Below are 23,218 nucleotides of genomic sequence, written 5' to 3'. Positions count from 1 at the left end.
TGCAGTGCGTGGGGCAGCAGCATTTGCTGCTGCGGCTCGTAGGGAAGATAGCTTGATGTCATCGGTCAAAAATGCGTTTGCTCGGTTGACATGGATGATATCAAGTTTCTGCCGCGCAGACTCCTAGGTGCTGCGCGACTGGATACGTCAGTCATGCTGTGCCGGATCGGCGAGTGGCAGCCGTTGAGACAGCGCGGCAGTTGTCAGTCGGACCGTCGACTGGGTGCCGAGCGTATCAATGCGATTTGGGTAAATGCGCAATTTGTGCAAAAGTGACAATTCGTTAGATTTTTGGCATTTATTTCATCCAGAATAGTTCCACAGCAAATGACTCCGAATTAGAAATATAACTAAGGAGAATTTATGGAACTGGCGCGTTATACCAAGGGCCGCGCCGTAGCGCGCCTTGCTTCCCTTGTCGCCGCCGCAGTCCTTGGTGGCTGCGCTGGAACCCACCTCATTCCACCTGGCGATTATGCTGACGCGCCCGAGAGCAGTGCTCTGCGCGTCGTGTTCGATCAGGATGGAAACATCTATCCCCGCACGACAGACCTGATCGACTGGGTGGATTATCGGCAGCCCTTCTGGGAGCCTCTTCTCGGCAATGGATTTCAGCTGACCGCGTTGGAAGGCAAGGGTGTCAAACTCTACGCACCGCTGGAAATGTCGGTTACAAACGACATCATTACCCGGCTGAACAAGCGTTTGGAATCGAAAAAAATGCTGATTGTGCTCGTACACGGCTTCAACAACGATTTCAGCTTCGCCGCAGCTAACTTTGGCCTGATGAACGCGCGCATCGATCCGGCCGTCCGCGAACAGGCAGCGCTGCTTGAAGTATTCTGGGACGGGCTCGATCCCCGCCGTGATGGGCTGTGGGAGATGACAGCGGTGAGCTTCTGGCGCAAGGCGCTGACCTATTCGAACAGGGCCGGCATTCATGGATTGCGCACTATCCTCAATGGCGTCGACAAGGACGTGGATGTACGCTTCGTCACGCACTCGCGCGGCATCGGCGTTGTTCTGTCGGCGCTGGCCGATCCTGTCTTTGACAGGCATATCTACGGCACGCAGGCCGCGCCCCTGCACAATCCGCATATACGATCGATCAAAATTGCGGCGTTTGCACCGGCAATCGGTAACGGTCATCTCGATTGCGACCTCAACGAGCAGCTAACGAGGCATCCGGTGGAGCTGTTTGCCGGTATCAATCGAAGCGACTTTGCGACCTCGAAACTTGGCCTGTTCCCCGCCGAAATGTATGGCGCGTCAAACCTTGGCAGCGATGTCGACTATGTGCGCCGCCAGATCAAGATGGACAGGAAGAATTTTCGCCTGCGCGCATTTGAATTTACGCACGGCGCAAAACATGGCTTGTCACACTACTTCGCCAATGATGACCTGACGACATGTATGTTCGGCCTGGTCGACCTCCGAAAGCGTGTCGCCAACAGTTGTTCACCTGAAGTCTTTGCAAACTGATGCATTTCCAATCTTGCCTGAAAGTGCCCGTGAAACTTGCTCCTCTCCTGCTTTGCCTGGTGCTTGCCGCCTGCAGCACCACCGATGACGATTACGACAAATACGCGGACAAACACTCCGCATTTCAGCTGGTCGAACGCGCCAAGTTTGAGCCGATCAATCTTGTGTCGTTGATTCGCGGAACGGAAGGGCGTGTACGCAAAATCCATAAGATGAGCGCGCTCGAACAAATGAGGGACGACGATGCTGCAGCTGCCGAAATCGATGGGACCTTCCGCGACTTCGCCGAACTGAACCGGAATACGGGTGACGTCGGACGTGCCCGCCGCAACGAAATCCAGGAACGCATCCTCGGTGCCTCGGACCAGCGCTGCAATGATTTTAAAACGCTGCTGCAAAAGAAGCAGGCGAACGTCAGTTTCCTCACCGGACTTACAGCCACCGGTTCGTCTGTTGCCGCGACGATAGTCACCAACATCGATCGTTCCAAGCTGCTCGCTGGCATTGCCGGCATGGCCAGCGGCTACCGTGCGGAGTACAGCCAGGCATTCTTTGCCAATGCTGCGATCCAGGTGGTCGTCGCCGGTATCGATTCGCGCCGGCGCACTGCGTACGAACAGATCCTGCTCGCACGCAAGGACAGCTTAGTCGGTTATCCGCTCGAAGCGGCCGTCAAGGATGGGATTCGCTACCACGGCTTATGTTCCACCGTAGCCGGCCTGCAGGAGGCGGGGGAAGCCGTGCGCTACTACAATGAGCCTGGACTGGCCGCCGCCTCACGCACGATCGCCCGTTCCAAGATGCTGGTCGACTTGCAGGGTGCAAATGCGAATGAGGTCATTGAGAAACTGACCAAATGGCAGAACATCGTTCCGGCCGAGCGCTATCTGGCAGGCAATCCACTGGGCGCAACCGGGGCCGAAGAAAAAGGCGGCGCACAGTCGTTGCTGGACCATTTCGAATCCAGCCTGATCCGCTTGCAGCGGCGATCCGATACGCTGACGGCGCTGTCGAAAGAATTTGAAAGCGATCCTGAATGGAAGCAGGATATTGCCACGTCAAAGGATATAGTGAAGCCGGTCAAAATCTCGCTGGAAGGTCAATGTCGGGCAGAGCTCATTTTGAAAGCGACGGATTTGCTCACTTCTAAGGCTGCGCTGGCTGCAGCGCCGGACGGCGACCCACAGCGCGCGCTCGAGGTCCAACTTGCGCAGCAGAATGCAGATCTGACCAAAGCCAGTTCCGATTTTGTGGTGGAAGGCTACATAGAGAGGGCCAGCGCGGTGGAAACCGCGCTCAAGGCGCTCGGCTCGCCGATCGTCAAGCACAAGCGGCCGGCCGTGACGGCGGCCCTGACCCGGCTCAATCGCTACGCGCCGACGATTGGGGCGAAATGCGCTGTAACTAAAATCGAACGATAGGCCGGTTTATCGCTGCAAGCAGGCGGGTGCGCCCTGTGCAATTTGGGTGGCGCACCGCCCGATGTAACGTCGCTCGTCGAGCAACTGCAGGTGGATTGCAGCCGGCACGCAATTGGCGACGCCCGGGCTATTGAGCACGTCGGGCACAACGCGCCGTTCCAGCTCCGACTGCGCCAATGGCGGGAGCCGAATTGGCGCGGCAGCGGTAGCGCCAGGCAGTTGACAAAAATTTCGCGCGACGCGGTCGCGCTACGGGACGCTGCGTGGCAGATACACGGCGCGGCAGGCGGCGGTTCCCGGCACCATCGAAAGTCAAGCCGCTATGCCATCACCAGCCATGCCAGGCTTAGCTGGCTTGCTGCTCCAGTTGTTCGCACAACTGCCTGGACATCTTCGGTTGCCGAGGCTGTGCTCTGACCATGGGCTTGTCCATCATGCCAGCCTGTTTGCCAGCCGGACGGGAGGCGGAGCATACGCCGGGCATTGCAGCCGGCACCCGCCAGCAAGGACTGGGTTGCGGGAGCAGCCTTGCCAAAAAACGCTCAGGGAGAGTTAACATCGTCTCGGCATCGAGCGTGAGGAGCGAAAACTCACACACCACAGAATGACCTCCTCGCCATTGCCGCTAACAAGGGGCGCGACGGGGATTTTGCAATGCGTGTGGTGGATGCGCAAGCGGTAAGCTTCCATCGGACAAAGTACAAGCTTGGCCATGAGCACGTCCCCGCCAATCGTTTCGACTGGGACTCGGCTACGGGTCGGTTCGTGTTTAGGCATCCTGTGCTCGCCAAACAGCGGGCGATGAACGCACTGAAATTGGAACAGTACCAGTTCGACGATCTGGCAGCAGCGAAGGCCGTCTGTGCATGAGCTAACGCGGCATTGCCGGCGAAGCGAATCCGACTCTTGGTACGCGGTTGTTACTTGTGTTACGTAACTGCATACTCCTACCATTCATTTCGAAACATCCTGTCTACAAAAGTATGAGCAGGATGGTTCCAGGGAGCGAAGATGCTCTGTCGGCCCGTCTCATGCCATCCTCGAGATTGGCAGGGCGTCGTTAAATCTTAATCAACTAAGGTGATAAAAATGTCAAATGTAAGATTGTGGGCAATTGGGAATGCTTCGAACATTGCTGCGTCGTTCTCCAGCACAAACGGGGATACAGGTGCGTTACCGGCCAACGCCATTACCCACACGGGTGGAAGCGACGGCGACTACATCCGCATGCCAGATTGTTCAGGAAGCCAGTATTTTGCGGATCATCATATTTCAATCAGCGCAAACGACGGCAGTTGGAGCGTCAGCCTTTGGGATAATGATCAAAGTAGCGGCGAAGTATGCTGGAGTCCAACATCGAATTATGCTGACGGATACAATTTCCCCGCCAGCCAAAACTCGCCAAACTGTACTATTTTGATCGAAGTGGACTCGAATAACAATCCGACGTGTTATTGGGCGCCATTCTGAAGCTTGTTGATTGAGGTGCCGCCGTCACTATCTCGTGACGGCGTGGCCCAGACGATCCGAATAGGTTGTCAAACGTAAGCGATCACGCGGCGGCGCGTGATCGCATCTATCTCGACGACGTCAAGATCAAGTCGGAGATGAGGAGAAGGGGATATGGATTCCAATTTCTTTGTGACCTCGTGTACAGGCACGGTTGTCCTATCGTGCCTGTGCACGAGACGGGCAGCTCGCATACATTCTGGATGACCGCGCGTAAGCGCATGAATGCGCACGGTACGCGGCTATATCGTTGCGCTCGAATCGCTGTGCATCCCGATGCTGGCCGACCGTGGCCGCGACGGCGGCTATCGGCTGATGAAGGGTTTCAAGCTGCCGCCGATGATGTTCAGCAACGATGAAGCGCTGGCGCTCGGTCTGCTCGCCGCGCGCAATCTTGGCCTGGCGGAGACGGCATCGGCCGGCGCCGGTGCGCTTGCCAAGCTCGAGCGCGTCATGCCCGAGCACCTGCGCCAGCGCATGCGCGCCATTGGCGAAGTCGTCACCTTGAACATGAAGCGCGCCAACGCGGCGGGCGATCCGGAAATCCTCGTTGCACTGGGCGTCGCGGCCCAGGGTCCACAGCAGCGTGTGCGGCTGCGCTACCGCGTGCCAAATCAGGTGCAAACTGAACGCGAGGTCAATCCCTACGGACTGGCTTTTTGGGAAAGCAACTGGTACGCCGTCGGCTATTGCCACTTGCGCCAGGACCGGCGTTCGTTCCGGCTCGATCGCATCGAGACTCTCTCCGTCCTGCCAGCAAGTTTTGGCAGGCCGGTCGGGTTTGACGCGCTGGCCTATTTGACCGAAGCGCTCGCCGCCTTGCCGTGCGCCATGACGTTTTCCAGTCACAGCGTGCTTGAAGCGGTGAGCGATGGGGTGGTGCTGCACAGCCAGGTCGACGACCTGGGCTGGATGGCACGCGAACTGGCCCGACGCAAGCGCGCGCCACCTCCTGGGCTGGGGCGAGCGCGAGGCGCTCTGCTTGCCCGACTGGCTCACCTGGCGTCGCGCCATGGCGGCACTGCTACCGGACTTGCCGCGCGTGCTGGCCGTGAATGGACGCCGCGCGGTCTTTCCGCCTCCGGGTTAAGGCGGCAGCGCGCGCCTCAGCGGGCCGCCTCTCCGAACAAGCGCGTCAGCAGTTGGCCGAACTTTTCCAGCCGATCCGGCTGGGTCGGCTTGATCACCCCGTGTTCCTGCAAGACGGCAATCAGCTTGACCGGCCCGGTGCGGTTGTTGCCCACGATTTCGACATGGCCTGCCTTGACCTCGACGATACTGACCCGCGGGTCGCTGTCGACGGCCGGGTTGCGCTGTTCCGCCAGCGAAAAAATCGCATCCGATTCGACGCAGACGCCGTTGCTGACGCGCCGGCAACTGCCGCTTTCATCGGTCATGATCTTGAGAAAGTCCTTGACGCGCGGATCGAGCGCGCCGGGTTCGCGGATGAAGGGCGACGTATAGGTAATTTCCGACCATTTGTCGCCCGTGACAATCTGGCAGACCGGCCCGACCAGTCCCAGCGACAGCGTCTTCCACAGCGGGCTGCCGCAATGGCGTGCCGCCGCGATGCCGCCGAACGGTCCCGAGACGGTCACCAGGCGCAGTTGCAGATCCTTGCCCTCGATGGCATCGGGCTTGCTGACCGACATCGCGTTGCGCGAGATCAGGGCGCCCTGGCTGTGGCCCAGCACGGTAATCTGCTTGTTTTCCATGTTCCGCGCCAACTGGCCGAGCGCCGCATCGAGCTGGCCGGCACTGACCCGCAAGCTGTCGCGGTCGTTGTAAGTGAAACACGCGGTCTGCTGGCCGTGAAAGGCCAGCACCTGGGCCATGCCCCGGTAGCGCCCGGCCGAGCTGAAACAGCCGTGCACCAGTACGGTGACCGGTTGCTGGGCGTTCAGTTTCAGGGTGTGGTCGCCACTGTCGGTGCACTGGCTCAGGCCGGGAATGTTCATGCTGACATTGGCCGGCGGCAAGCGCGACCCATCGATCGTCAGCAGCGCCGGCTCGTCCGCCACCGGCGTGGCGCAACCCGTCATCAAGCCAAGGGTGGCAATGGCCATGGCCGCTGCGAGAATTTTCATCATTTGTTATTCCAGGGTAAGTACGCGTAGGCTTCCGAGTGTAGCCGATCGCGCCAGCGCCCGGGTCAATGGCTGCGTACCCGGCCGCAAATGTCCGGGCAAATCACGCCACGGCGGGGCCGCGCCGCGCTTGCGCGCGCAAGGTGTGCACGGATGGTCGGGTAAATTAATTTCCAATGGGGAAATAAAACTGTTTGGGTGTATCATTTCTTGTTGACAGAACCTTGTCCTGATCAGTGGTGGCGACAATGCGGCCGGGCGTACATTTTCTTGCGGCGTGGGTGGGCGGCTTGGCCATGCTGCTCTGTTGCGGCGCGGCAGCCGCAGGCTCCGCCAGCCCTGTGCCCGCCGATCCCACCCGCGTCATCCGGCTTTCCTCGCTCGAATGGCCGCCCTACACCGGCGCGTCGCTGCCGCGCCATGGCGCCACCACGGCGGTGATCGCCGCCGCGCTGGCCAGCATGGGTTACCGCCTGGAAGTGGCTTATTTTCCATGGAGCCGGGCCACCGCCCTGGTCCGGCACGATTCTCCCTTTGCCGGGTATTACCCCGAATATCTCTCGGCCGACCTGGCCCGCGAGTTTCTCGTTTCCGACCCGATCGGCACTGGTCCGCTCGGCTTTGCCTACCACGCCGCCGCACCGGTCCGCTGGGACAGCATGGCCGACCTGTCGAAGTACCGGATCGGGGTCGTCGAAGGCTATGTCAATACGGAGCAGTTCGACACGCGGGTGCGCCAGGGAAAGCAAATGGTCGATCCCGCCGTGAACGACAAGCAAAACCTGCGCAAGCTCGCCGCCGGGCGCGTGCCGCTGGTGTTGATCGACCGGCGCGTGTACGCGCATCTGGTCCTCAACGACGCCGACCTGCGCCCGCTGGCGCCGCTGCTGCGTTTCCATCCACGCCTGCTGGAAGACAAGAAGCTCTATATTTGCTTTCGCCCCAACGCCGAGGGCGAGCGGGTGCGCACGATTGTCAATGCGGGCTTGAAGCGGATCGATATCGAGGCCGTGCTCGCGGCGGCCTTGGGCGCTGGCGGCGCGAACTAGGAGGGCGCCACGGCGATGAAATTGCGCCCGCGCAGCTTGGCCGCGTACAAGGCGCCGTCGGCGCGGTGCAGCAGGCCGGTCATGTCGGCGGCACCGGCATGGCTCACCGAGGCGATGCCGATGCTGACCGTGACCGCGATCTCGCCATACGCGGTCGGCACGCTGGCATCGGCCATGGCGCTGCGCATCCGTTCGGCAACGATCAGGGCGCCTTCGGGATCGCAGTCGGGCAGCACCGCGAGCAGTTCCTCGCCGCCATAGCGCCCGAAGGCGTCGTAGGTTCGCAGCGCCGCTGCCATGCGCTGCGTCGCTTCGCGCAACACCTCGTCCCCGGCCAGATGGCCGTAGGTATCGTTGATGCGCTTGAAATGATCGAGATCGGCGAAGATCACGGATAAGCATTCCGGCGTCCTGGCGCGCCGTGCGATTTCCTTTTGCAGCAGGTCGAGGATGGCGCCGCGGTTGAAGATGCCGGTCAGGGCGTCGCGCGTGGCTTGCCTGCGCAATTCCTGCTCCAGGTCGACGATGCGGCGCCCGGCGCGCACCCGCACCCGCATTTCCTCGGCGATGAAGGGCTTGGCGATGTAGTCGTCGGCCCCGGCGTTCATCGCCGCGACGATGAATTCGGTCTCGGTGCGCGAGGTCAGCATGATCATGTAGACATAGCGCTCCATGCCGGCCTGGCGGATGTTGTGGCAGACGTCGATGCCGTCGCGGCCCGGCATCATCCAGTCCAGCACCGCCAGCAAGGGGCCGTCGGCCTGGCGCAGGATCGCTTCGGCGGTCAGGCCGTCGGCGGCGACCACCACCTGGTAGCCCCATTCGGACAGCACGTCCTGCAGGTACAAGACGGAAATCGGATCATCGTCCGCGACAAGCACTTTCATTGCTTCAGTTCCAGGGTCGTGGTCAGCGTGGCGGACAATTCATCGATGCACAGCGCCAGGTAGCGTGCGGCGCCGTCCAGGCTGTCGGCGCTGGCGCCGCTGCCGGGGCGCGCCATGCTTTCCAGCGCACCTGCCGCCTGCACGGTGACGTCCCCGCTCAGCGTCGCGGCGGCGCCCTTGACGCGGTGCGCGGTGCGTTCCAGCAGGTGCGCATCGCCGCTTTGCAGGTGGCGCACGAGTTCGGGCGCGGTATCGATGAACGATTTTGCCATGAGAATCAATAAGTCGCGTTTCCCGCGCGCGCGTTCCAGCGCCAGTTCGCGGTTGAAGATGGCGGTGGCGGCCGGAAGCCCGTATGCCGGTTGCCCGTACGCCGGCTGCCCGTACGCCGGCTGCCCGTATGCCGGCTGCCCGTATGCCGGCTGCGGGTGCTGCGGCGCCAGCGCTGCCGGCCCGGGCGGGTATTCCGGGCCCGGCCATGGGCGTTCGAGGCAGGTATACAGATCGAGCGGTTCGATCGGTTTCGACAGATAGTCATCCATGCCCGCCGCCAGGCAGGTCTGGCGGTCGCCCTCCATCGCATGGGCAGTCACCGCCACGATATGGATATGCGCGCCGGAAGCAGCCTCGCGCCGGCGGATTTCGGCAGTGGTCTGGTAGCCATCCATTTCCGGCATCTGGCCATCCATCAGGATGGCGTCAAAGCTGTCTTCGTCCAGCATCCGCAGCACTTCGACGCCATTGCCGGCAACGGCAAAGGTGTGGCCGCGGCTGCGCAGCAGCTCGGTAACCAGCATCTGGTTGACCGGATGGTCGTCGGCGACCAGCACCCGCAGGCGCTTGTGCGCGGGCGGCACCGCCGCCACCGCCGCCGCCATCGCCATCGCCATGTCGTGCGGGCCGGGTGCGGCGGGGCCGGCGGCGCCGCTCCTGACGATCCCCATCAGCGCGTTGAACAGCTCGGAATGCCTGACTGGCTTCGTGATAAATGCCGTCAAGCCGGCCGCCAGCCCGGCTTGCAGCGCGGCGCCGTCGTCTTGCGGAGGCAACATGACGACGATCGAGGTGGGCGCCAGCCCGGCGGTGCCCAGGGTGGCGGTCAGCGGCGCGGCGCCGCCGGCCGCCAGCGAGGCGCTGCAGATGGCTGCGCAAAACGGCTCGTCGTGCGCACCGTCGCGCTGCAGCTGGCGCGCCAGTTCGGCGTGGCCCCGCACCAGCGCCGGGCGCATTTTCCAGCTGTGCAGCAGGTTGACGAGGATCTGGCCGGAGGTGGCATTGTCGTCGATGACCAGCACCGGCTTGTGCTGCAGCCCGGCGTCGCCCGGCCCCTGGTCCGGCGCCGCCGGGCGCTGCGCAAGCTGGACCGAGACCGTGAAATGAAATTGCGTGCCCACCCCGGGTTCGCTGTCGACCCACAGTTGCCCGCCCATCAGGGCGACCAGCTGCGAGACGATCGCCAGTCCCAGCCCGGTGCCGCCGTATTCGCGCGTGGTGGAGGCATCGGCCTGGACGAACGATTCGAAGATATGCTCTTGCTGCTGGCGCGACATGCCGATCCCGGTGTCGCGCACGCTGAACTCGAGCTCGGCGTAGCCGGCATGGCGCGCGTGCTGGCTGACCGTCAGCACCACTTCGCCGCGCGCCGTGAACTTGATGGCGTTGCTGGTCAGGTTGATCAGTATCTGGACCAGCCGGCCTTTATCGGCGACGATGATGGCCGGCACCTCGGGCGCGATGTCGAAGGCCAGTTCCAGCCGCTTTTCCGCCGCCCCCGCCGCCAGGGTCCGGAATACATTGGCGATTTCTTCGCGCAGGTCGAAAGCGACTTTTTCCAGGACCAGTTTTTTGGCCTCCATCTTGGAAAAATCGAGGATATCGTTCAACAGGCGCAGCAAGGAGTCGGCGGACGACTGGATCAATTCCATATACTCGCGCTGCTGGATCGATAGTCCGGTTTTCAGCACCAGCCGCGTGAAGCCGATGATGCAATTCATCGGCGTGCGGATTTCATGGCTCATGTTGGCCAGGAATTCGCTCTTGGCTTCGTTGGCCGATTCCGCCTTGTGTTTGGCTTCCTGCAACTGGATTTCGAATTTCTTGATCGAGGTAACGTCGTGGTCGGTGCCGCGATAGCCGAGGAAGGTGCCGTCGCGGTCGAGTACCGGCACTGCCGACGATTCCAGATAGCGGTCGCTGCCGTCCCGGTGGCGCCAGCGGATCAGCCAGCTGCTCCAGCCCTCGCCGTGCCGCTGCAGCTGGCGCAAGCGCTCCGCCACCATGGCCCGTTCGTCCGGATGCACGTAGCGCAGCATGGTTTTGCCGGTCAGTTCGTCGGGCTCGTGGCCGAGCATGGCCTGGACCGCCGGGTTGGAATAGCGGATGCGGCCATTCCTGTCGAGCGACCAGATCCAGTCCTTGGTGGTCTCGACAATCGAGCGGAATTTTTCCTCGCTCAGCCTGAGCTGGTCTTCCGTCTGTTTGCGATGGGTGATGTCGTTGTATAAGCACAGCAGGTGGGGCACGCCGGACAGCTCCACCAGGTCGGCCGAAAACAGCACGCTGATCTCGGCGCCGGCGCCCGTTTTCATGGCCGCTTCGCAGTCGTTGATCGATCCTTCCTGGCGTAGCCGCGCCATCATCGACTGATGGACGTCGGGCGCCGGCCAGTAATCGAGCAGGGAAGCGGGACGGGTCAGCAGCAGGCCGCGCTCCTGCCCGATCAGCTCGCAAAATGCATCGTTCACTTCCAGGAAATGGCCATCGGCCATGCTGCTGACGGTGATCGCCACCGGACTCATGCTGAAAATCTTCGAGAAGCGTTCTTCCAGCTGGCGCATGTGTTCCTCGACATGCTTGCGCTCGCTGATATTCATCATGGCGCCGATCATGCGCACCGCCGCGCCGGCGCCGTCGTAGATGATGTAGCCGCGGTCGTGCACGTGGGCGTAGGTACCGTCGGCGCACCGGAAGCGGTATTCGCCCGTCCAGTAGCGCCCGCCCGTGTGGATTTCATGCTCGACCTCGCTGGTAACCCAGTCGCGGTCGTCGGGATGGATCTGGTCGACCCACCACTGGGCCGGCGAGATGTCGTTGGCCACGGTGTGGCCGAAGGTATGCGTGATGCCGGCGTTCCACCAGATCTGGTCGGTGCCGAAATCCCAGTCCCAGACCGTATCGTTGGTGGCGCGTGCGACCAGGTTGAACCGCTCCAGGGTTTTGCGCAGGTCATCCTCGGCGCGCTTGCGCTCGCTGACATCGACTCCCACCATCGCATACGAACTCGGTTCGCCCTCCTGGTGCGCGATCCGGACCACGGAAAACAGAAAGGGGACCATGCCGCCGGCGCGGTTGCACAAGTCAAGCTCACCGCGCCAGGCCGCTGTCGATGCTTCCAGGAATATATCCGGCAAGTGGGCGGTATCGCTACCGGGACAAGTGAACCCGGCCATCGACAAGCCGTCGCAGTCTTCGTCCGCGCCGATGCCGAGCAAGGCACGCCCCGCACCGTTGAGATAGAGGATGCGCTGCGCTCCGGAGACGAAGGCCACCAGGTTCGGCGTGGCATCGAGGAAGGCGCTGAAGCGCGAACTGACTTCGGATGCCTTGCGCTCGTCGCTGACATCGCGCAGGATCGCCACCGACATGCGGCCGCCTTCGTGGCGCGCCTCGCGCACGGCGATATGCAGGGGGAACAGGCTGCCATCCTTGCGTTGCGCGGCCACCTGCGCGCCGTGGGCGCCGTCCGGCGGGGTGGGGATCAGCAGCGTCAGGGGCGCGCCGATGACCTCCTGCGCCGCATGCCCGAACATGGCGGCCGCAGCCGGGTTGATCGATCTGATGTTGCTGTTCTCGTCGATGGTCAGCAAGCCTTCGGCCATGTTGTCGACCACGGCCTGGAGCTTGCCTTCGCCCGCGCGCGCCGCTTGCCTGGCCGCCAGCAGCGCCGCGATCAGGGGCGAGACTTGCCAGTGCAGCAGCAACATGCCGCAGATGAACAGCACTGCCAGCACCGTCACCATGGTCGAGATCTGGGTGCGGATCGGCTCGTACAGTTCGACTGCATCCTGCTTCACCACCAGGCCGAGCGCGGTGGAGCCGATCGGCCCGTAGGCGGCGATCACCATCCGTGCGCGGTAATCCTTGGCCGCGATCAGGCCGGTTTTGCCATTCAGGGCATTGCTCATCGGCAGGTCCTGGTCGTTGCGCATGCGCGAGGTCCCGCTAAAGCCATGCGCGTTCAGGCGGCTCGGCAGGCAACTCATCCGCTGCCCGGGCGCCGCCGCGCAAATGGCAATATCGCCGCTGTCTCCCAGGAGCGCGGCATCGGCCAGCAGGGTTTGCACGATGGGCAGCTTGCGCTCGGCCAGGATGGTGCCGATGACGGCGCCATCCTTGCGCACCGGCACCGCGATTTTCAGGATCGGGACCGTCGACCACAGCAGTTCTTGCTCATCGTTCAGGCGCAGGCTGATCGGCGCGCTGGTATCGGGGGCGCCGGCGCGCAGCAGGATGGTGCCGTCGGCGCTGGTCGCGGCCACCGAGGCGTATCCGTCGCCGAGCAAATGCTGCGCCAGGTCGGCCGCGCTCGCCGCGTGATCCGCCGCGCCGGGAAGGCGCGCGTATTCCTTGAGCAGGGCGGGGTCGCTGGCAAGCGAACGGGTCTGTGAAATCGTGTTTTCCAGCACAAAATTCAATAGCTGGGCGCGATTCGAATGCGCCGCGCTCATGTTCAGGTGCAAGGCCGCTTCGGTGCGGTGGGCCGACATGACCGAGCTGGTCATCCCGGCCGCGAGCGCCATCGACAGCAGGATGATGGTGGCGATCGCGGTAATGCGCGCGTCGCCGCGTTCGCGGCTGGCGCTGCGCTCCGTGACGCTTTGGTACCAGCCCAGCCATAGGGCGCTGCCCAGCAGCAGAAAGCCGAAAGCCACGTGCGGCGCCATCCCGACGAAGCGATACCACTCGTAGAGCAGGTCGAGCTTGAGCGAGTGGCCGGTCACGCCGACGATGCCGAGCGCAACCAGCGCGAGGCACAGCAGCTGGACCAGGCGGTCGGGGCCGCCGTTCGCGTCCTGCCGGTTTTGCAGCAGGAGGCAGACGCCGGCCAGCCAGAAGCCGCCGCAGGACAGCGGCGACATGCGTCCGGGATGCGGGTTGGGGTCGCTCAGCCACACGTCGACGAACAGCGTGTCGACATGCAAATTCACGCCGATCAGGTTTTGCAGGCCGACCACGCCGGCCACGGCCAGCATGGCGATGGCGGCGCAAGTGCGTGCCATCCGCGCGCGCCGCCCGGCAACACTCAGGGCGGCCCCGGCAAACACGAAACACAGTGCGGTATTGAACACCATCGCGATGGCGCCGGGGACGAGCTGCACCAGCACGCTCGAGTGCAGGCCCCAGCCTGCGATCACGGCGATGCCCAAGAGCAGCACCAAAGCGCCAAGCAAACGTTGCAGCTGTGAGAGTGTCAACACCGTAGCCTTTCGTGACGTTGGGAGCTGCGCTCATCACGGGTTGGCGCGGACAGGCAACCCGTTACATCGCCAAGCCTGCGGGGACGCGCACAGCGCCGTGCCGCAACGCGGCAGTGCCCGAAACAGTGCTTTTTTGGCGACACTTGGTCGACTATACCAAGATCGTTCACGGCGTTCGGCAGGTTTCTGATGAGTGAGTCAAAAAAACCACGACCGGCCGTCGCCACGCGCATCTTCCCGGCCGTGCGCGCCGCCGCAGGCGGAACGCAGGCGCGCCTTTTCCACAGTTGCTGCGCTCGGGATTGTTTAGCGAGGTCCCCTTTTTGCGCAGGAACATTGCTGCAATTGCCATGCCTGGCTTCAGGCGTACGGCACGCGCGCGTGTTCTTTGCGATGCCGGCACTGAAGGCGACATCGTTCCCGTCCCCCGGCGCGCCATGAGCGGCGCCGCTCATTGTGCGGATGGCGGCCGCTTGCACCGGCGTGCGTCTGCCGACGTAGTGGCGGGCCACCACGACGAGGTCTTTGAAGCCCGGGACCGCGGCGGACCGCAATGTCCGCCCGCTCTCGCACATGCCGCAAATTGCATCGCATAACGATTTTTCCGTGGTGTCCTGGTGCGGCACGCCTGCGTGATTGCGGCTTTCGAGCCTGGCATGCCTTGCCCAAATTGAAAACCATGAGATTACAAAATCTCCGATTGACAAGAAAATAACTGTTTCGTACACTTCTTGAGTTGCAAAAAAATTTAATGTTTAGTATTGTTACATGCTGAACATGCCGAGCATTGCAGCTAAGTTCGCTTTGTTTGTAGATTCGTGGTATCCGCCCAGCGCGGATAGAAGATCGAAATGCAAGTACAGAACAGAAGGGTTGCAATGGCTCAGCCAGCGCTCCGGATGCACGCCGTCCACATTCACTTCCTGATCCACCACGCCGCTCCGCCGGCCTGCCGACGACAGCGCCGGCTGGCCGGCTGACGCGCGCCCGCGTCCACTATCCGCTTCCTTGTAAGCCCGTGTTCCCGTGACGCGCCCGACCGCGCAGGGGGCCGCGGCGCTCCCACATGCACGTCCGCGATGCGCCGGGCGTGCAGACCCGATCAGCATGGGAATTGCCAGCGATGCCACCAGACTCCAGTTCCGACCGTACCCCGCCGGCAGCGTCGCCGGCCTGAGGGCGGACCTGATCGACGACCTGCTGGTCGTGGTGCATTACACGGCGGCGCTTTCCTGAGGTGGCCCTGGCAGTGCGCTAATTTTTCTAATTATCCTTCGCCGTCCTGACCGGCCCAGCTAATGTTGATCCGCTGGGTACGGATGTGCTGAAGGGGCGGGGCAGTGTCCGGACCTCTCGCCGGCCCTGTTATCACTTTGGAGAAATTGACATGCCCAAAGCAAAACGGACGACGCTAGGCAAAGGCTGGCGCAGCTACCATATCGGCAGTGAACAATCGACGAAGATCACGTCTTATATCGTTGCACATGGCGCTTACGCGAAAAAACATGGCACAGTCACCTGGACACTGCCTGAATTTCCGTTGTACTTCTACACCATGCATGGGCACTTTATGTGGATAGCTCTGGAAATCTACCCTGTTATTGGCGCGACCCAGGTAAAGCTGCCCACGTCGATCTGTGGGGCGGTGAAGTGTGGATCTACCAGCTCTCGTCATTTGACGAAAAGCAAAGTGAGGCTGCCATCACATGCCTGGAAAACCGGGATTGTCCGGCCGGCGAACGAATAGAAATCATCACCCTCGAAGCAAAATCGCGCAGCTGCCTTGGCGTGCTCTTGAATGTTCTCAGAAGCAGGAGGTTGACCTCGGATTCCTCCAAACTCATCGAGGAAGCCGGTCTTGAATGGAAACTTCACTTTTTGGCTTGCCGGTCCGATGCCGGCGCCGTCGCTGAGATCGGAAAACGATATGAAGCCGATTCAATGAAAACCGGGGCGCAGACAATCGGCCAGACGAACGCGCCGCGGCCTTTGGGCTATTTCGACAGCGCTAACGTCATCGCTGCGGCTGCGCAGTTACGTGCACAGGTGCCCGCATTGATGCATGTGCACCTGAACGAGGAGGTCAGGAAGCACGAAGCCGTCATGCAACGATATCCGGTGAGGCATCCCGATCACGCTGTATTTTTGAGGGAAAAAATTCAGGTGTATGAATCGGTGAGGAATCTGAATCTGGCGGCACAGGCCGATCTGGCAAAAGAGTATTGCGAAAAAATGAATCAGTATGTGATCGCCCGCGATTTCCTGGAAGTAGAAAAACCGGATATTGCATGGCGCACGATGGGCCATGCCGGATAAGTCCGGCATGCAACGCGCGTCGGCCTGGCACAGCGCAACCGGAACGGACAAAAAAAACGCTCACCGTCATTCCTGACCGTGAGCGTTTTTTGACCTGCGCAAACCGGTGCGGACGGCCTGTCCCGCCCCGCGATGGCCGCCAGTTATTTATAGACGACTTGCGCCTTCAGGTTCGGCAGCACTTTCTTGGAAAACGCCTTGTACTCGGCCGCGATGGCCGGCGCGCACACATTGCCGCGCGTGTGGTCGTCCACCTCGCGCGTGACCGTGAGCTGGTTTCCCTTGAGGCGATAGCTCGCCTTGTAGCTGATGTTGGCCGACTTGACCGCCAGGTTATCGGGCACGGCCAGCACTTTCATCTTCTTCGGGAAGGTGAACACGTATTCTTCCACGCTGGCCCCGTTGGAGCAGGCAAACTCGGTCGGGGTTTCTTCATCGTCCGATCCGCCCCCGACAAAACGCGCCACCGGCGAGCTGCTGACGAACACCGGATGAATGACAAAGGCGCCGGCGCCGGGGACATGGGTGAAATTCTTGAACTCGAAACTGGCCTTGTAGTTCAATGTATTGATCAAGGCGGCCGGATCGTCGCTTTCAAACTTGCCCGTGCCGATGTAACCCATGCCCTTCAACACGTTCTTGACCATGTTTTCCATGGTCTCCTTGCCGGCGCCGCGCAAGCCCTCGCGCAGGCCGAGGGCGTACTGGCCCTTGAGCGCCACGTCCACGCTGCCGGTGACCGAACCGTCATCGTTGATCTTGATGCGCGTTTTCATGGTCTGGAGATTCGATCCCGCTGGCGCGGCCGGGGTCCTGAGTCCTTCCTTGAAACCGTCGACCATCAAGGCCGGCTTGTCCTGCGAACTGTAGGGCAGCATGCCGAATGGGGTGGAGTCCGAGGTCGAGTCGACGAACAGGTCGAACGCCGGCAGGTAGTTGATCACGTGATTGACGCGCGATACCACCGGCACCTTGGCCAGCCGATAGCCGCTGCCCGCGTTGATCAGCGCTTGCGTGCTGTCGATCTTCTTGGCCGCCAGCAGCGCTTGCAGCAGCGTGGCGTGGTCCTTGCAATCGCCCATCTTGTTTTTCAGGATGAAGGAAATGTCGTGCGGGACCACGGCGCCGGTGCCGATGCAATTGCCGGCGTAGGTGATGTTGGTCGATACCCAGTCGTACAGGGCGCGGGCGGTGTCGCGCGGGGTCTTCTGGTCCTTGGCGATGTCGTCGGCCAGCGCCTGGACTTCCTCGCTGACGGCCGCTTTCGGCGTGGCGCGCGCGCCGTAGGCCTGGGCGATGTCGGCATACGAGGTGAAGGTCGAAAACGCCAGTCCCGGCAGGGTGTCGACGTCGAACACCGAGTAGTCGTTGCGCTTGTCCTTGAGCGGTACCTTGTTGCTGAAGGTCCACGACAGTTCCTTGCGGCCGTTGGTTGCGGTGCTGGAAGCCGGGGTCAGTTCGTGCACGTCGAGCTGGGCCGCGAGCGTGGCCGGATAGTCGAGCGTGATCTTGGCGTCGTCGTAGGCGGTGGCGCGGCTGAAATAGTGAACCATCGAGTACTGCTTCGGAAACATCGGTTCGGTCTGGGTCAGCTTGTACGAAAAACCGACGGTGTCGCCAACCGCCACTTCCGGGAACACCACCGTGAGCGTGGTGCGGTCCGAATACACCGGCGCATCCTTGGCGTTGCCGGTGTTGGTCACCACCTGGTAATTCGATTTGGGCGCGTCGATGCGGCGGCCGTCGGCCTTGATGGTGTAGGCGCTCAGCACTTCGGCTTTTTCAATGCTGGTGCTGTACGAAATCGAGGCTTCCTTGGCGCTGGCCAGGGCTTTTTCCTTGAGTACTGTCATGGCCCAGTCGTGCGTTTCGGTGCTGGTGTAGTCGTTGTTGAGCGAATACTTGACGTGATAGCGGTCCATGCGGGTGTACAGTTCCGCCGGTTCCCCGGCCGCGGCGGGGCTGGCCGCGCTGGCGGGCAGGGTCAACATGAACAGTGCGGCAGTGTGCAGTAATCTGGCTTTCAAGTGTTTCTCCACGTGGATTCGAGCGTTCTCACAACAAATTGTTGTTTGCATGAAAACATTATAAACCGGCACGATGGGCTTGCAAATTGACTAGTTGAATATTTTTCCATTTGGCAGGTTTTGCAAGTTTTTTTGCTGCGCTTCAAGCCGCTGGCACCGAAGACGCGCATTGCTGTATCGCAATGTCGGCCTTGTCCTATGTGTCAAGGCAACATGCATGCAACATTGTTGAGGGCTTGGCGCGCTCAGGCCTGAACCACGCTCACGCGCGCAAAGCGCAAGTTCTCGAACACCTTGATGCGCCCCTTGAGCGGCCACCAGTCGTACAGGAAAATCTGTACCGGACGCCACATCGCCACCCAGCCGACGATGGTCAGGCTTTCATGGGCGATCTTGGCCCCGGGGCCGGGCAGGAAGCTGGTGATGGCTTCGGCCAGCAGCAGGCAGGCGATGACGAAGACCAGGCCCACGCCCAGGCTGAGGCGGCCCAGCCGCAGCAGTTGCCCAAGTTCGCCCCGGACCAGTTCGATCTTGTAACCGTAGTAATTGTGGATGGCATCGCCCACCAGCGCGCCCGCGTCGCTCTCGCCTGGTAGCTGTTCGACATGGATGGTCAGGTGCATGTGGCTATCGTGCGGCAGCGACAGGGCCCAGTTCTCGATGTAGGCCTCGCACGCACGGTCGAGGTCCTTGTTCAGGAAGGGAGCCGGATCGAGCGAGTTGAACAACTGGCGCAACTCGCGCACGCGCAGGTCGAGGGTATGGGTGGGATGCTGGCTGATCTGCATTGGGCGCGTTTCTCCTTGGCCGCTGCGGGCCGTCCGGCGCGCGCCGCTCGGTCCATTCTACCGTGGACACCTCCGCCGGCCTTATTTCTTGCCGGCGTCGGCCAGTTTGCGCACCTCGGCCTCGTCGTTTTTCAAGCCTTCCTGCAAGGCGGCCAGCGGCTTGGCAAGATCGTCCGTGCCGAGCACATGCCCGATGATCACCATCAGTTCATCGAAGTCGGCAATCTTGAGCTTATCGAAATTCTCCCCGAACTTGCTCGGTTCCGCTCCCCACAGGCGCGTCATCAGCGTGGCGAATTGCTCCACGGCGGGGTCGGCATGGTGCAGGGTGCCCACGGCCAGGCGCGCGCTGCTAAAGCCCTTGCGCAGCAATGCGTAATCGTGGGACACGTCGCGCAAGAGGTTCTTGGCGAGTTTGGCGATCTCGGCAAACGCGCTCCGGATCGGTTGCCGTACCGGATCGGGCAGGGTGCGGATGGTGTGGGCGATTGCGAGGATGCGCTCGGTGCCCTTGCGGGTGTAGGTCAGTTTCTTGCCCAGATAGCGGGCCGAGTCGAAACTTGAGCTCACCGTGCCGCCTTCGCTCTGGCGCGCGCGGAAGTTGGCGCCCGGCTGGACCTGTTCGAGCAGGGCGATATGCTGTTCGCGCAGCGCCGCCGTGTAGCTGGCGGTGGACACCACGTTGTGCGTCAGTCCCTCGCCTTGTCCCTGGCGCAGCAGGTTGACGATGGTGAGCGGTCCGCAACTGGTGCCGTCGATTTGCAGCACGCGGCCGGCGTCTTCCACCTCGGCGCCCGGGAACACGGCGCGGATTTCCGCCAGTACGGCGCCATCGATGCTGCGCAAGCCGCGCAGCGGATCGAGGTAGCGCACGATGGCCGGCGGCGGCCCGACGATATCGCGCCCCAGCACGATCACGATGCCGACCCAGTGGTAGTTACCGATATTGAATGGTACCAGGATAGTGCGGTCGAGCGCGCGGTTGCCCGGCGTGGTTTCGCTCAGGCGCTGCTGCAATTGGCCGGGATGCATATTGTCGGTCGGCGGAACGATGGTGATGCCCGGCAGCGCCAGGCGCGCCACTTCCGCATCCAGGATGCGGTACATGTCCACGTCTTCATACTGGTAATCGGCGTTGGCCGCGGCCTTGACCGGGCCGCCGCTGGCGCCCTTGGTGCCGCCTTTGATGCCCTTGGCGCCGCCTTTGTCGCCCTTGGCGCCGCCTTTGTCGCCGAGCGAAAACGGCGCCAGGTCGAAGCTGGTGAGCGGCTTGCCGCTGTCGGCCTCCGGCACGTCCAGGACGCGGCTGAATGTGCCCGATTTCAGGCGGGCGAGCTCGGCCGCCACGCTGTTGGCGGCAGCCAGTTTGGTGTTCTTGCCCAGGCCGCTGGCTTTCCAGCTCAGCGGATACGCCCGCTGGACGACCTCCAGGTGGTTGGCGACCACGGTCAGCAAGGCATCGGACGCGACCACCTTCACATCGAGCAGGGCGATCAGGGCCGCCGCGAGCGATCTGGCGCTGGCCGTGATCTTGCCGCGTTCGTAGCCGAGCAGAAAGCCGCGCGCCTTGCCCTCGCTCTTGCCGCCGGTATCGGTCGCTTCCAGCGTCGCGCCGGGGATGCTGTTGGTGTAGTTCAGCAGCGACTGCAAGGCCAGCTGGACCAGCGAGATGCGCAGTGCCGGCGTCGCCGCGCGTGCCATGCCGGCCAGGTGCTGATTGAAGCCCTTGCGGGCCGCGTCGCGCTGCGCCTTGCCTGCGCTGGTATCGCTGAACGCCCTCTGCATGCGCGTGCTGCTGGCGACCGCTTCCCTCCACAGGGTCCGCAGGATGTCGCGGCACTGGTCCGAACTCCTGTTCACCAGCGCGGCGCGGATCCGGTCCAGGTGGGCGATCCACGCGGTGGTGTGGGCGCCCATCGAGCCGCCGATCAGTGGCGAGGCGCTGCGCCCGGCAAAGCGGATATCGGTGATCACGTCCTTCTTGTCGAGCCGGACCTGTACCGCCGGGCCGCCCCAGGTGACGACGTCGGTTTCTTCTTCCTCGACTTGGTCCTCGTCCGCGTCCTGTTGGTCCTCGTCCTCGTCCACGTCTTTGCTGCTGGCGTCGGGGTCGACGTGGACGCGCACCGTGGTGTCCAGCGGCGCGGCCAGGGCATCGGTGCCGACCCGGTCCTTTTTGAGTTCCGCGATGTACTTGCGGATGGCGGTAATCTGCTTGATGGCGCTGTTTACCTCTTCCACGGCGGCGGCGATGCGGCCGCGGATTTCGCGCCGCTGCTTGGTCGCGTTGCCTCTCTGGACGAGCAGATCCTGCTGCTGTGTCAGCTGAACCGCGCGCTTGGCGGCGATCCGCTCCTGTAGAAAGGCAATGTCGCCCTCCCATTCCTGGAGCATGCGTGGCAGGATGGTTTTGGTCATGTCCGCTTTCAGGGCGTCGCGCTCCCCCAGTTTTGCCATGGTGCGCGGGAAGCTCTGGTACATGGTGACCAGGTGGTGCTCGATCATCGAGCGCACGCGCGCAAACGGGGAGGAGCCGTGGGCAAAGCCGGAACCGGTGTTTTCCAGCATGGTCTGATCGAGTTCGGCCGCCACCAGCGCCGCCGCGCTGGCATCGAACAGACCCAGGAAAGCGGCGCTGAACGTTGGCATGTCCACTCCCGGCTCCGTGCCGTCCGATAAAGCCGATTCGATGCCGCGTATCACCGCCAGCGGCGCCGACTCGCCCTTGCCTTTTCCCGCGCCCGCCTTGTATTTGGCCGCCACGTTGATGGTCGACAGGGGAATCAGTTCGACCACGTCCAGGTAGGTCGATATCAGTTCCTGCATCTGCGATAGCGCGAATGCGCCGACTTGCTGGTCCGGTTTGACATCGAGCAATTCCAGCGGGGAGGGCAGATCGTTGCGCAAGGTCCGCATGCGCGCCCAGGCCTTGAGCAGCTTGGCGCGCTGGGCGGCGGGCATGCTCACCGTCAGCTTGAAGCCCGGCATGTCCTGGATGCCGTTGATGAATTCGTCGAGCCGGGCCAGCGCCTGCCAGAAATTTTGATTGTTGAGCGCGATCACGACACCGAACTGGCGCGCCGAGAAGGCGGTCAGGTGGTCGCCCGACGATGAACCATAGGCATTCGGCGGACGTCCGACGATGTGCACCGTCACGGTGTTGGTGGCGCCCAGTACGACCTGGGTGGCAATCCGCTGCACCGGCTTGCGCCCTTGCAGCGAGAGCGGACGCAAGGCGGAGCTCGCCTGCGGGGCCTGGAGTGCCTTGAGCCCCATCGTATCGGCCTCGCGCTCCAGGGCGGCGTCATCGTTGACGGACACGCCGCCCTTCATTTGCAGGGTCGGCGCGACCCGGCCCTGCGCCTGCTGCACCACATGCCAGGCTTCGTGCGGCAGGTGCTGTTCCTGGCCGGGGGCGAGGTGGATGTCGGTCCCCTGGGCGTAGGCCAGCGCCTGGAGCTGGGCCGGCCGGTCCGAGTTGTAATGCACCTTGACCTGGTCCATCGACATGCCGGACAGCGCTTCAATGCCGCTCTTTAACTGGTGCGGCAAGCCGCTGCGGTGCACCGTGCGCGCGCTGGCCTGGGCCATCCCGGCCAGCCGGCGCTGCAGCGCGCCCTGCGCGCTGGCGTTGGCGAGCTCGGCGAGCTGGCCCAGGCGCTCCGTCTGGGGACCGGCCAGCGTGCCGGCCGCGCCAGGCTGGCCCTCTTGCCGCGTGTCGGCCACGCTGCGCTGCACGGCATCCTGGTTCGACGGGGCTGGCAGGGAGGGCGATTTTTGCATGGTGTCCTTGTTGATGGAAAACCGACCGCAGACTGGCGGCCCGGCGGACGATCGATGTCAAACGTGTCCGTTGCGAAACAGCATACCTTGCCGTAAAAACCATGTAAATAAGAACCAACTCGCATTGCTTTTGCATGCGTGCGCACAGCTGGGAAATTGACATTGTTGTCAAAATGATCGATCATTCCGGCGCCTCATTCCCGGCGGCAGGCAAGGACACGCGCAGCGCGCGCCCGTTCCCGCCTCCAGCCCCGGCCCGCGATGACGATGCCCCCCGCCTTTCCAGGTCCGCCGGCCGCCGCCATTGCCGCCTGCGGGCGTGCGCCCGCAGTCCTGGCTCACATTTCCAGATAACTAAAGTCGGTAATCTTCGTGTTCAGGCATGGATGGCA

General features: G+C 62.6%; 14 protein-coding genes and 1 pseudogene. 8 read left to right on the top strand and 7 right to left on the bottom strand.

From position 1 onward, the window contains the following. The first annotated feature begins 363 nt into the window (after positions 1-363). The 5 genes and pseudogenes from F2P44_RS24635 to F2P44_RS36645 all read left to right on the top strand — a co-directional run. Positions 364-1,482 (top strand): alpha/beta hydrolase, encoded by a 1,119-nt coding sequence (locus F2P44_RS24635; protein ID WP_167090280.1) that lies wholly within the window; start codon positions 364-366, stop codon positions 1,480-1,482. 29 nt (positions 1,483-1,511) lie between these two features. Beyond that, positions 1,512-2,903 (top strand): hypothetical protein, encoded by a 1,392-nt coding sequence (locus F2P44_RS24630; protein WP_167090278.1) that lies wholly within the window; start codon positions 1,512-1,514, stop codon positions 2,901-2,903. Between the two features lie 654 nt (positions 2,904-3,557). Next, positions 3,558-3,773 (top strand): hypothetical protein, encoded by a 216-nt coding sequence (locus F2P44_RS24625; protein WP_167090276.1) that lies wholly within the window; start codon positions 3,558-3,560, stop codon positions 3,771-3,773. Between the two features lie 219 nt (positions 3,774-3,992). After that, on the top strand, positions 3,993-4,373 hold the full coding sequence (locus F2P44_RS24620) for a hypothetical protein (protein WP_167090274.1): 381 nt from the start codon (positions 3,993-3,995) through the stop codon (positions 4,371-4,373). 264 nt (positions 4,374-4,637) lie between these two features. Beyond that, a pseudogene (locus tag F2P44_RS36645) lies at positions 4,638-5,099 on the top strand (helix-turn-helix transcriptional regulator); the annotation flags it as partial. Between the two features lie 419 nt (positions 5,100-5,518). On the opposite strand, the gene F2P44_RS24610 reads toward F2P44_RS36645, so the two are convergent. Beyond that, the gene (locus F2P44_RS24610; RefSeq protein WP_223165099.1) at positions 5,519-6,502 is read right to left on the bottom strand and encodes an esterase/lipase family protein; all 984 of its coding nucleotides are present in this window, start codon (positions 6,500-6,502) and stop codon (positions 5,519-5,521) included. 293 nt (positions 6,503-6,795) lie between these two features. On the opposite strand from F2P44_RS24610, the gene F2P44_RS24605 reads away from it, so the two are divergent. Then, positions 6,796-7,548: a substrate-binding periplasmic protein gene (locus F2P44_RS24605; RefSeq protein WP_167090272.1), complete on the top strand. Its 753-nt coding sequence runs from the start codon at positions 6,796-6,798 to the stop codon at positions 7,546-7,548. Here F2P44_RS24605 and F2P44_RS24600 read toward each other — a convergent pair. From F2P44_RS24600 to F2P44_RS24590, 3 genes are all read right to left on the bottom strand, one after another. Then, the gene (locus tag F2P44_RS24600; RefSeq protein WP_167090270.1) at positions 7,545-8,435 is read right to left on the bottom strand and encodes a GGDEF domain-containing protein; all 891 of its coding nucleotides are present in this window, start codon (positions 8,433-8,435) and stop codon (positions 7,545-7,547) included. The genes F2P44_RS24605 and F2P44_RS24600 overlap by 4 nt on opposite strands. Beyond that, a complete protein-coding gene (locus F2P44_RS24595) occupies positions 8,432-13,912 on the bottom strand; it encodes a PAS domain S-box protein (protein WP_167090268.1) in 5,481 nt (1,826 codons plus the stop codon). The genes F2P44_RS24600 and F2P44_RS24595 overlap by 4 nt, the downstream gene beginning before the upstream one ends. Before the next feature lie 764 nt (positions 13,913-14,676). Beyond that, positions 14,677-14,844: a hypothetical protein gene (locus F2P44_RS24590; protein ID WP_167090266.1), complete on the bottom strand. Its 168-nt coding sequence runs from the start codon at positions 14,842-14,844 to the stop codon at positions 14,677-14,679. A 175-nt stretch (positions 14,845-15,019) separates the two neighbouring features. Between F2P44_RS24590 and F2P44_RS36205 the strand changes: the two genes are divergently transcribed. Then, the gene (locus F2P44_RS36205) at positions 15,020-15,148 is read left to right on the top strand and encodes a hypothetical protein (RefSeq protein ID WP_267877628.1); all 129 of its coding nucleotides are present in this window, start codon (positions 15,020-15,022) and stop codon (positions 15,146-15,148) included. Between the two features lie 336 nt (positions 15,149-15,484). After that, the gene (locus F2P44_RS24585; protein WP_167090264.1) at positions 15,485-16,228 is read left to right on the top strand and encodes a hypothetical protein; all 744 of its coding nucleotides are present in this window, start codon (positions 15,485-15,487) and stop codon (positions 16,226-16,228) included. A gap of 143 nt (positions 16,229-16,371) precedes the next feature. Here F2P44_RS24585 and F2P44_RS24580 read toward each other — a convergent pair whose 3' ends face one another. The 3 genes from F2P44_RS24580 to F2P44_RS24570 form a co-directional block, all read right to left on the bottom strand. Further along, positions 16,372-18,255 (bottom strand): DUF3857 domain-containing transglutaminase family protein, encoded by a 1,884-nt coding sequence (locus F2P44_RS24580; protein WP_167090262.1) that lies wholly within the window; start codon positions 18,253-18,255, stop codon positions 16,372-16,374. 245 nt (positions 18,256-18,500) lie between these two features. Continuing rightward, entirely contained in the window at positions 18,501-19,043 is a 543-nt protein-coding gene (locus F2P44_RS24575; RefSeq protein ID WP_167090260.1) for a hypothetical protein, read from the bottom strand. An 81-nt stretch (positions 19,044-19,124) separates the two neighbouring features. Further along, positions 19,125-22,826, bottom strand: a complete 3,702-nt coding sequence (locus tag F2P44_RS24570) for an eCIS core domain-containing protein (protein WP_167090258.1) — start codon at positions 22,824-22,826, stop codon at positions 19,125-19,127. Positions 22,827-23,218: the final 392 nt, after the last annotated feature.

The sequence above is a fragment of the Massilia frigida genome (assembly GCF_011682175.1).
In the GTDB taxonomy this organism is placed as follows: Bacteria; Pseudomonadota; Gammaproteobacteria; order Burkholderiales; family Burkholderiaceae_D; genus Telluria_A; species Telluria_A frigida.
The sequence above is the reverse complement of the archived record's forward strand: the minus strand, read 5'-3'. Positions and strand labels throughout refer to the sequence as shown.

What these genes read in the sequence shown, in the direction of transcription:
- F2P44_RS24625 (WP_167090276.1), top strand. Translation starts at nt 3,558, where the DNA reads ATGCGTGTGGTGGATGCGCAAGCGGTAAGCTTCCATCGGACAAAGTAC.
- F2P44_RS24600 (WP_167090270.1), bottom strand. Translation starts at nt 8,435, where the DNA reads ATGAAAGTGCTTGTCGCGGACGATGATCCGATTTCCGTCTTGTACCTG.
- F2P44_RS24610 (WP_223165099.1), bottom strand. Translation starts at nt 6,502, where the DNA reads ATGATGAAAATTCTCGCAGCGGCCATGGCCATTGCCACCCTTGGCTTG.
- F2P44_RS36205 (WP_267877628.1), top strand. Translation starts at nt 15,020, where the DNA reads ATGGGAATTGCCAGCGATGCCACCAGACTCCAGTTCCGACCGTACCCC.
- F2P44_RS24575 (WP_167090260.1), bottom strand. Translation starts at nt 19,043, where the DNA reads ATGCAGATCAGCCAGCATCCCACCCATACCCTCGACCTGCGCGTGCGC.
- F2P44_RS24605 (WP_167090272.1), top strand. Translation starts at nt 6,796, where the DNA reads ATGCTGCTCTGTTGCGGCGCGGCAGCCGCAGGCTCCGCCAGCCCTGTG.
- F2P44_RS24570 (WP_167090258.1), bottom strand. Translation starts at nt 22,826, where the DNA reads ATGCAAAAATCGCCCTCCCTGCCAGCCCCGTCGAACCAGGATGCCGTG.
- F2P44_RS24635 (WP_167090280.1), top strand. Translation starts at nt 364, where the DNA reads ATGGAACTGGCGCGTTATACCAAGGGCCGCGCCGTAGCGCGCCTTGCT.
- F2P44_RS24620 (WP_167090274.1), top strand. Translation starts at nt 3,993, where the DNA reads ATGTCAAATGTAAGATTGTGGGCAATTGGGAATGCTTCGAACATTGCT.